The sequence below is a fragment of the Flavobacterium sp. ACAM 123 genome (assembly GCF_000264055.1).
Classification (GTDB): Bacteria; Bacteroidota; Bacteroidia; order Flavobacteriales; family Flavobacteriaceae; genus Flavobacterium.
In genome coordinates, this window is the sequence record NZ_AJXL01000116.1 from 1 (window position 1) to 10,354 (window position 10,354).

The 10,354-nt window shown below is 32.3% G+C and carries 5 protein-coding genes; 2 read left to right on the forward strand and 3 right to left on the reverse strand.

Features of this window, described 5'->3' with window-relative positions:
- Nucleotides 1–495 precede the first annotated feature (495 nt).
- Complete coding sequence (locus A3SG_RS0115730; protein WP_016990962.1) at nucleotides 496–3,885, forward strand: PAS domain S-box protein; 3,390 nt, start codon at nucleotides 496–498, stop codon at nucleotides 3,883–3,885.
- 61 nt (nucleotides 3,886–3,946) lie between these two features.
- Nucleotides 3,947–4,312 carry a response regulator transcription factor gene (locus A3SG_RS0115735; protein ID WP_016990963.1) on the forward strand — a complete coding sequence of 122 codons (366 nt, stop codon included), beginning with the start codon at nucleotides 3,947–3,949 and terminating at the stop codon, nucleotides 4,310–4,312.
- 146 nt (nucleotides 4,313–4,458) lie between these two features.
- Here A3SG_RS0115735 and A3SG_RS0115740 read toward each other — a convergent pair whose 3' ends face one another.
- The 3 genes from A3SG_RS0115740 to A3SG_RS0115750 form a co-directional block, all read right to left on the reverse strand.
- Nucleotides 4,459–5,223, reverse strand: a complete 765-nt coding sequence (locus A3SG_RS0115740; protein WP_016990964.1) for a response regulator transcription factor — start codon at nucleotides 5,221–5,223, stop codon at nucleotides 4,459–4,461.
- Between the two features lie 556 nt (nucleotides 5,224–5,779).
- Entirely contained in the window at nucleotides 5,780–6,046 is a 267-nt protein-coding gene (locus A3SG_RS0115745) for a hypothetical protein (protein ID WP_016990965.1), read from the reverse strand.
- Nucleotide 6,047: 1 nt separating this feature from the next.
- Entirely contained in the window at nucleotides 6,048–10,106 is a 4,059-nt protein-coding gene (locus tag A3SG_RS0115750; protein WP_016990966.1) for an ice-binding family protein, read from the reverse strand.
- Nucleotides 10,107–10,354: the final 248 nt, after the last annotated feature.

Consider the following 10,354-nt stretch of genomic DNA (forward strand, 5'->3'; position numbering starts at 1 on the left):
AATATTTAAAAGTTTTCATGGTTTGAGTTCGTTGTATTCATATTGTTAGTTGGTTTATTGATCTTGTCTACACAACTCATAATCATTTATAACCGACAATAAAGATCTCAAATAGAAATATTCCTATTATTTTGAGAAAGCTGTGTAGCAAGATTCCCTTGAATATTAGCCAAAGTACATCATGTGTTTTCGAGGTAGTTATTTATAGTAAATAATTTAAAATATAAAGGCTATAATTTATTTTTCTGAGTATCTTTTCAAATTATAGTAAAATCAAATTAACTAGTTGTGCTAGTTAAGCAAATGATTCTATGAAGAATTTTGGTTTGCTATTTCCTTGAAATTAAAAAAATAATCCTAATTAAGTAATCATTTATTCATTTAGTAGCCTTTTCTAAATTAACAATCGTTTAATTTGTTTACTATTGAAGTTAATAGTACTTTGTGTTATCGAAATTTCGAATGTAACTGTATTTCTTAAAAACAACAACTTGAATGAATACTGATCTTTCAAATAAACCTAATAAGGCAAATTCTTTTGACTTAAAATTACATAGTGATTTAGAAAGGGTATTACTTTTTGCTTGTGACATCTGTGAGGTAATGGATGGATTTATTACTTTAGAGAATGGTAGCGATCATGAAGTACAAGTTAAATTTGGTTTAGAACACTTAACTGATCCAAATGAAATTATCGGTTTTAAGCAACTTATTGATCAAAAAGAGGAGCTAGTAATTTCAAATAGCAACAAAGAAGAACAAGTTGAAGTGCTAAACGGAGATTATTCTTTTGATTTTTTTGCAGGATTTCCTATTTTTAATGCTACAGGCGCATTACAAGGAACGTTTTGTTTACTAAATAAGGGTTTTATTGTACTTTCTTCGATTCAATTAAAAATTATTAAAGAGGCTATTTCTCAAATAGAGTCTTTGTGGCAACTGCATTTTGAAAATAATAAATTACAAGACTTTATTAATAAAACTTCAGAACAGATTTTTGATCAATTTGATTTAGATGGAAATTTAACAGCACAATCTAAAGCGCAGTTGCTCCGAAAAGAGGCTGAAGATTTTCTAGAAAAAAGTAGCAATAAAAAGTATTCTCAAGTTTCAGAACTTGATCTACGAAGTCTAGTTCACGAATTAGAAGTGCATCAAATTGAATTAGAAATGCAAAATGAGGAAGTTACGGCGGCCCAAGAAAGTTCTGAAAGAGCTGCTCAATCATATAGAGAGCTCTATGACTTTGCACCCATTGGATACTTTACACTTTCTCAAGAAGGTGAAATTCTGGAAGGAAATTATGCAATAGCAAAGATGATTGGTAAGGATCGCGATAAATTAATAAATAATCAGTTTGGCTTTTTTGTTTCAGAAAACTGCAGGTCGATTTTCAATACTTTTTTAGAAGCAATTTTTAAGTCGAAAATTAAACAGACATGCGAATTAGTTTTGTTAAGTAATAAAAATACAGAAATTTCTATTTTGCTCGCTGGTTCTCTTTCTACTAATTTGAAACAGTGTTTTATAACTGCCGTTGATATTAGTGAAAGTAAGAACAGTCAACTGGAAATACTTAAAAGTAAACAGCGACTTACTAATATTATGCAGAATGTGGGAGTTGGTATTTTAGTTCAAGGATCAAATTCAGAAATACTAGAAAACAATTCAGCTGCTTGTGATATGTTAGGATTAACGCGGGATCAACTACTTGGCACAACCTCTTTTGATTCACTTTGGGACATAATTTATCGCGATGGGAGCGAGTTTAAATGCGAAAATTATCCTGTTATACAAGCTATTAAGTATTTAAAACCAGTCAGGAATATCGTCATGGGAGTTCATCGTCCTTTAAGAAATTATGTAATTTGGCTTTTAGTGGATGCTATACCCATATTGGGTGATAATGAGGAGTTACTTTATGTAGTGTGTTCTTTTACCGATATTACAACATTAAAGAATGCAGAAGATGCGTTAGAGGTAAGTATTAATCGGTTCTATTTAGCCAGCTTGGCCACATCAGCAATTATATGGGATTGGCAAATATCAACACAAAAAGTATTTGTTAGTAATAGTTACTATGTTCAATTTGGCTACCATTTTAATGATAATTTTATTGACCTAGAGGAATTTAATAATCTCGTGCATAAGGATGATAAGGAATTTTGTCTCCAAAGTTTAAAAGATTGTCTTGATGGAAAAGGTTCTCGATGGTCTGCTGAATATCGTTATTTGAAAACCAATGGAGAGTATGCTTATGTAAAAGATAATGCAATAATTATTAGGGATTTAGAGGGCAAAGCTTTGCAAATGATTGGAGCCATGCATGACATTACGCTTGAGGTAAAGCTCAAAGAAAAATTAGAGCAAAGTGAAGAAAAGTTTAAAGGAGCTTTTGAGCATTCTGCTGTGGGAATTGCTTTAGTTGACACGCATGGTTATTGGCAAGTAGTAAATAACACGTTATCTACTATTTTGGGCTATACTGAGGAAGAATTTAGAGCGATGACCGTTTATGAAATTACTCATCCGGATGATTTGGAAGAATACTTATTTAATAAGGAAAAATTATCTGCGGGAAATTCTTCTAGTTTTAATATGGAAAAAAGATATTATCATAAAAATAAATCAGTCGTTTGGGCACAATTGTTTGTTTCGGTAGTTAAAGATGCCAAGGGTGAAATAGTGAATTATATTCCGCAAATTATTGATATTACAGAAAGAAAAAGAGTAGAAGACGAAAACAAATGGTTAACAGATGAAATAAGCAAAAATAAGACAATACAGTTGAATGAAGCGACGGGCTTTTATAGACTTTTGGCAGATAATACGATAGATTTAGTTTGTTTACACCATATGAATAGCAAATTCACTTACGTTTCGCCTTCTATAGAAAGAATTTTAGGCTTTGTTCCTGAAGAACTTCTGGAATTATCTCCTTTGCAATTTGTTCATCCTAAAGATTTGGATAAACTTCAAAGAATGATTTTAAGTTTTATGACTGTAAAGCAAGTTAAAAACATCACTTTAAGATTAAAACATAAAAAGGGGTTTTATATATGGTGTGAAAGTAAAGTAACGTTAGTAATTGAGAACGGGATTCCAATTAATTTCCAAACTGCTACAAGAGATATTACACAAGAAAGAGAAGCAAAGGTAGCTATAAAAAAAGCAATAAATAAAGAGAAGGAATTGAATAAATTAAGGATTAATTTAGTTTCTACTATTTCTCACGAACTGAGGACTCCAATGTCTACGATCGTTGCTAATGCGGATTTAATTGAAATGTACATACGGAATAAAAAGTTAGATAATGTTTCGTTTATTGATGAAAGAATAAACGTAATTAGAGGAGAGATCGACCGTGTGGTTTCTTTAATGGATAGTTTATTAGTTCTTTCTAAAAATGATATGCAAAAAACGAGTTATGATGCGGTTACTTTTGATTTAAAAGAATTTTGCTTAAAAATTATTAGCGAAGGTAATTATAGCAAAACAAAAAAGAGAAATATTAAAGCTACGTTTCAGGAAGCTACTTTTCCTGTACACACAGATATGAAATTAATGGAATACATTCTAATCAATTTATTAAAGAATGCCTGTAAATATTCTCAAGGAAATGACGACGTAATTCTCGGTGTTTTTAATAAAGAAGATATAATTGTTGTCGAGATTATAGACACGGGAATTGGAATCCCTGAGGATGAGCAAGTAAATCTATTTAATATTTTTTTTAGAGCTAGTAACACTAATGGTATTGAGGGAACGGGTTTGGGGCTTTATATTGTTAAAATATTTACGGAAATAAATTTAGGTGACATTAAAATAGAAAGTAAGTTGGGAAAAGGAACAAAAGTTACCTTGCAATTTCCAAGAGCAAAATAAAAATTAAACTATTATTAGTTATTGTAGAGGTACAATTTTAAAAAAAATTAAAGCTATTATTTTGAAAAAGATTTTAATCATTGAGGACGAGTCAACACTGCTAGCGACACTTGGTTATTTGCTTTTGTATGCGGGTTATCAAGTTGTATCTGCTATAGATGGTGTTGACGGTTTAGAAAAAGTGCAACAAGAAAAACCAGATCTTATTTTGTGTGATGTCATGATGCCAAAATTGAATGGCTATAATTTCCTAAAACAGCACTGCCTCTCGAGTTATTCTCACATTCCAGTCGTTTTAATGTCAGCCAAGTCAGATTTGGAGGATGAATTACAAGGACTTGCCTTAGGAGCTAAAGCCTATATTAGAAAACCGTTTCGTTTTGAGCATTTAGAAACGATAATAAAGAAGTATTTGTTAACTACGTAAGCCTTGAATTTAAAAAGTAATCCTCTATTTAGCTTTGATAAAATTGTAAACTTCCTTTTTTACAGTGGTGGTATGTTGAAGGTTTAACTGTCTGTTTAATATTCAATAAAATGGCTTTATGACGATACAAATTTTGCGTTATTTTCTTAATATTTTATATCCATTTGCTTGATGTAGTTTCGTGGTGTCATTCCTGTATAGTCCTTAAAACTAGTGGTGAAGTAGGATGATGAATTAAAGCCAGTTTCTTTAATTAAAAAATGAATGCTCTTCTCACCAAGGTTAATTAGTTTAATTGCATATTCAAGTTTAAATTCCCTCATGTATTGGCTCGTATTTCTATTCGTATAATGTCTAATTTGTTTGTCTAATGTAGACTTGCTTTTGAAAAGTAATTTTGCTAGTTGTTCCGTATTAATTTGTGATTGTAAATTTTTTGATAAAATCTCATTTAAGGACATGGTAAAATCTTTTTCCGATAATTTAATTGTGACTTTCGAAAAAGGATCTGGCTTTGTTGTTTTTATAATTTTTTGCTTAAAAGCTAACATGTTATTGATTTTGTAAATCAGTTCTTTTGTGTTAAAGGGTTTTGTAATATAATCATTTACTCCATTTTTTAATAGGCTTTGCTTTATTTTAGTATCTAAGTTGGCAGTAATGATTATGAAAGGAGTAATATTATGTTTTTTGTCTTCCCGTACTATTGACAATAACTGTTCTCCATTCATAAAAGGCATCATTAAATCACAGAGTATAAAGTCACAGCTATGATTTTTTAGATAAGTTACAGCTTCATGTCCACTTTTTTTCCATATGACTTCAAATCCACTCATATTTAAAATTGCTACCATAGTGCTACCTAAGCTTAAATCATCTTCCACTAATACTAATCTATCTTTAATAACCATAAATCAAATATAGTTTTTTGTAAGATCAATTATAGGTTATATTTTTTAAATAATACGATGAATTAGACATGTTAACTTAATTTACTATCGAATTTAGCCTGCTCGTTTGCAATAATTAAAGTATCTAGAATGAAAATTGTTTTATATTTTACTTTCTTAAATTATCAATTACTTTTTTGTAAGGTAAAATGTAGATAATATTTTTTGATACTTGTGGACATGCTAGCTTAGCCCGCAGTTTGAATAAAGATTAAAAGACTTTATTTTAATTTATGAAACATATGCAAGATTTCCGACCGAGCTTTTAAAGGGAAAGCGGTACAATTAAGTTATGGAAGACACAACTTATAAAAATTAACTTATGATGTTGGCATTGTTGCTTCACAGCGATACAAATGGAGAAAACAGGTTAAGGCGTTTAGTCAAGGATGTCAAATGAAATTAAAGGTTTTTAAAGCAAAAAACAGCAGTAAACGTTCATTTACTACTGTTTTATTTTTTGGAGAACGTATTTTTCTTTAGGATAGGACATCAAGTAAAATACATTCGATTTTCTTTAAACTGATTGGTTCTTTTTTTGTGACCACATTTGAAAAGCTCCTAAACTTAAACCTAAACTTAATAAAATCCAAAGGTGATCATCTATTGGAGCTGCTATTGGATCAGCATCTGTTGGAGGGCCTTCTGGATTATTATGGACTTTACCGCTAGATTCCCAACCAGAATCATCAACTTGAGCGAAAGTAGATAGTGAGCAGAGGATAAAAAAGAATAAACAAAAATATAAATTATTTCTTCTTCTTTCTTTGTTGTTTTTAGACATGTTAGTATATTATTTTTTTACTTAGAAATTTGTTGTCAATTGTTTTAATTTTAACAACAAGCATTTGGTTTTTAATTGAAAGCATCGATATTTTTTGACTAGAGGTATCAACATTATCTAAACTAAAAAGTAATTGCCCTGCGACATCATAAATTTCAATTTTATCCATTATGAGGTGGCCAGAATTAATATTCAAGATGTCATTTTGTTTAAATATTACAATAGTCTCATCGTCAAGTTTTGGATTGTTGACTCCTAATTGCTTTTGGTAAATAATTTCAAAACGAGTTTTGAAATTTCCAATTTGTGAGTCGAAAGAATAAGCCTTTTGTTTTAAATTTTGCAAATTCCCCGTTAAATTATCTTTTAACAGGATTTGCTGATTTGTTTCAAAAAGGCCATCAACATGGTCAATACTTATAGAATACGTTCCTGCGACGTTAGTTGTAAAGTTTAAGGGAACTATATCGGCAGGATCAAACGGTAGGCTTCTTGCTTGAATATTGTACTCATTATCATCGACAATAGACGTTAAACTTATAGGTACAGCTCCAAAATTCTTACCTTCAAAACTGTAATCAACTCCATTTGTAGCTCCGGTTACGTATCCAATTAAATTTTGAGATATAGTTTCGGTTGCACTTGATAAGTTCAGCCATATTCTGTGTTTCTCTATAATTTCTTTGTTTGTTGTCTTATAGAATAAATGGGAAGTATTTTCATTTCGCATTGTATTGTTAAATACTATGTTTACTGTACTTAGTCCTGTTTTTACTTTTACAAAAAAACCTTGACCAATTCCAATTATACCACTTGAAATTCCTTCAATCACTCCTGGCTGTATGCTTGTAAGTCCTGCATTTGTTACGGTGGCATAACCAACTCCTGTGCCTAAATCATTTATTTTCCGCCACAACCAGATGGCGCCATCAATAGTTGCGCTATTAGTTTCAAGAAAAGTTTCAATTGAAATAGCTGATGGATAGGGATTGCCTATCAAATTAAATCCATTCAAAGCAGTATTTAGTTCACTCTTTATTGTTCCGTTATTAGGAGTTCCTGTAAATTCACCTTCATAAGACACTCCTGGTATTGCTGATATAGTAGAAGGGTAAACAGCGGGCACATATGAAGGAAAAGTGTTGGGAGATCGAATAAGGTATCCCTTTGCCATCTCAAAAGTGTAGTTTGCCTCTGTTGGTCCAGGAAAAAGACTGTTATTAAATACTGGAGCATAAGCTCCGTTGACAGAAGCAGTGCTATCATAAAAGTAAAATCTATTGGACAATGTTGCTGGTGAAAATTTATTTAAGTTTTGACCAGTAACAGGTGATGACCATAAAGTAGAATCTAATCTATAAAGTTCTGAGCTATTTTTTTTGACTGTAATGACACCCGTATTGACAACTCCGTCTGGCTGCAATAAATTAGCATTATTATTTAAGGTAAAACTGCCTGATGGATCAATTGTAAGACCGCCGCCCAAAGTAACGGTATTGCCTGAACCAACGACTACCGAAACTCCAGCATTAACAGTCAAGCTCAAGGATTTTATATCAGTAGTTATTATGAGGTTTTTTGCGAAAACTACCGAATTTGATGAGGATGGATAGCCATTACTCCAAGTGAGACCGTTCCAAGTCGTTATTGCCGATACTGTAATAAGCGCAGGTGTAGAATAGACAAATTGTAAGCTGCAATTTTGAGTTACTGCTCTATAATATGTTGTCAATGAAACTACTCCTATGTCAGCTCCAGTTAAAGTATTTGTTGTATTTATGATATCATTCGCGTTTTTAAAGTCAACACTTAACGAGCTTTGCCATTTTATCACCGAATCGCTATTTCCTGATAAAATCAAACTTTTAGGTTGTGTAGGGGAAGCAAATTCTTGATTAGAATTGACGGCTCCTCCTACTGAAGGTAGGACTGATATTTTTACATAATTGGAGTACGCACTGGAACAAGCGCAGTTTTGAACAACGGCTCTAAAATATGTGGTAGTGTTTATTTCGCCAATGACTATTCCTGTTAGTTTGGTGTTATTGGATAGAATGTCTATTGGTGATAAAAAATCGTCAGTTAAGGAACGTTGCCATTTAGTTACTGATCCATTATTCCCCGTCAATATTATATCTTCAGGAAAAGAACCTTCACATAATGATTGATCAGAGTTTACAGTTCCTGCTATAGTGATAGGTTCTTCTAGTACTGATAAGGTAGTAATAGGTGAATACTCTTTTATAGATCCGTTTGAGAGAACTGCTCTAATGTAGGTCGTAGCATTAATTCGTCCTATTTCTGAGCCAGTTAATGTTGCTGTGTCATTTGTTATTGCAATAGGACTTGTAAAAATAATATCAGTGGATTTTTCCCATCTTAATACTGGATTTTTCATACCCGTGATGGTTATTGTTGTGGGTTGCGATCCTGAATTTACTACTTGATTGCCAGAAGTAACGATAGTAGGTGAATAAGGCAGTACATAAGTAAATTTGCTATTTGCTAATGTTATAGCACCTGCCATAGTAAATGTTCTACCGTGAATTAAACTATTATCTGCAAAAGCAATAGCTCCTGCTTTACAAATAAAAGTTCCGCTAACTATGGAATTTACACCTGTTGAAAATGCTCCATCTATAATCCAAAACACATTATCTGTCGTAGCTCCATTTATTAATTTAATTTCTGTGTTGGCTGCTAATGCCAGTGCTCCGGTAATCTTAATAATAAAAAGAGATTCGGTATTATTTTGACCATCTAATGTAAGAACTCCCCCCATTGTAGCTGCGGCACCAATTAAATAGACACCGGGAAATAAAATTTCGCCAGATCCAAAAGCAACCGAATGTGAAGAATTAGTAATAGGGTAGGCGTTAATAGTAGTAAACAAATCTTGTAAATATTCTTTGGCTGTTAGGGTTAAAGGATCTGCTGCATGTAGCAAAGGATCTGATGGATTTGGAAAACCGGTAATTGCCCCCACGTAAGTCCCTATATTGCTTAAATAGGTTGATGCACCATAATTAGTAATCGCCCCTGTAGCTGAATATAGAACAAAAGAACCAGTGGTTCGCACCTTAGGAGCAGCTGTTGTCGATATTACGACACTATTAGAATACGCATAAATACCATCAATAAGTATTACAGCTCTATAATAGGTTGTAGTAATAAGATTTCCCATGCAAGAACTTGACAGGATTGTTGAAAAATGTAGTATATCTTTAGGACTAGTAAAAGCACTATTTGAGGCACTTTGCCATTTTATTACAGGGTTGATATTGCCAGTTACGACTAGATCAGCGGGTGTAGAACCTGAAATTATAGTTTGATTTCCTAACAAAATCATTGTATTGGTTGCAACTGGTGGGGGTGTAGCCAAATGAATTCCTTCAACTGTAGTGATAGCACCAGCCATAGTCAATGCGCTACCTTCCATCATAGCATTTGCTCCGAAGCTTATAGCGCCTGCTTGTGAAACAAAGGTTCCTCTTGCTTCGCAATTTGCGGCAATAGCAGCAGCACCGGCAATAACCCAAAAAACATTTTTTGCCTGCGTACCATTTGTTAAAAGTATTTTTGCAGTTGCTGCCATGGTAAACGGCCCCCCCGTTTTTATTATAAAGCGCGCATTGGGATCACCACCACCGTCTAATGTTAAATCAGTATTAACAGCAATAGCTCCTCCGGTGCTATATACCCCAGGAGTTAAAGTTTCGGACCCATATACACCCACTCGAATAGTACCAATTCTTACTACTAAATCATTATAAAGTGCCTGTAAATCAAGCGCACATTGAGCTGTTTCTGGGGTAGTACGGTATAAATTTGTTGGTTGTTGAATTAAGGTTTCAAAACCTATTACATTGCCTGCGTTAGTACCAATACTCCCAGAATAAGTAGAAGTAGTTCCTGCGTTTGTAATGTCCCCTGCTGATGTAAATAGTAAAAAATTTGAAGTTGTACCGGTTATAGGTGCGGGATTAATTTGTGCAAAATTTACAATAGGTATAAAAACTAAAAAAAGAGTAGTTATAAAAAGAATTATTTTTGACTTCATCGTTGTATTTTAAGATTGTGAAAATTTACAAGAATATTACTATTTAACTGTCAGTATACTTTTACCCCTTTTTTTTAGAAAGTATTTAAATAAGAAACTCCGTATAAATACGGAGTAAAGTAATTTTTATTAGGGTTAATTGTTACACAAACATCTATAAAAAAGGTAAAATTAATTTAATCTGTGGTGAAAAAATGAAGTGTTTTTTTTTTCAATTTCAATAAATTCAAAGTTAAAAAATTAATACT